Consider the following 255-nt stretch of genomic DNA (forward strand, 5'->3'; position numbering starts at 1 on the left):
CTCGAACCAAGGTGCCCACCGCCACCGCTCTGCTCCTCGTGCTCAAGAATCTCCTCGTCTCACGCCAGCCGCTCTATGGCCTCGGCGAGTGGGCGGCACGGCACGACCTCGAGTTATTCGGGTTGTCCCCCGAACTCTTGGCCCATCTCAACGACGATCGCATCGGACGTTCCCTCGACCGATTGTTTGACTGCGATCTCGAGTCCCTGGTCCTACTCGTCGTCACTCATGCCGTACGCGAGTTCGGCGTCTCCT

Annotated in this window: 1 protein-coding gene; it reads left to right on the forward strand. The window is 62.0% G+C overall.

Annotated features, from left to right (window positions below; genetic code table 11):
* Window positions 1-11: 11 nt before the first annotated feature.
* On the forward strand, window positions 12-255 hold a 244-nt coding region (locus ACYOEI_RS41285; RefSeq protein ID WP_462856504.1), incomplete at its 3' end, for a DUF4277 domain-containing protein.

Source organism: Singulisphaera rosea (assembly GCF_054877945.1).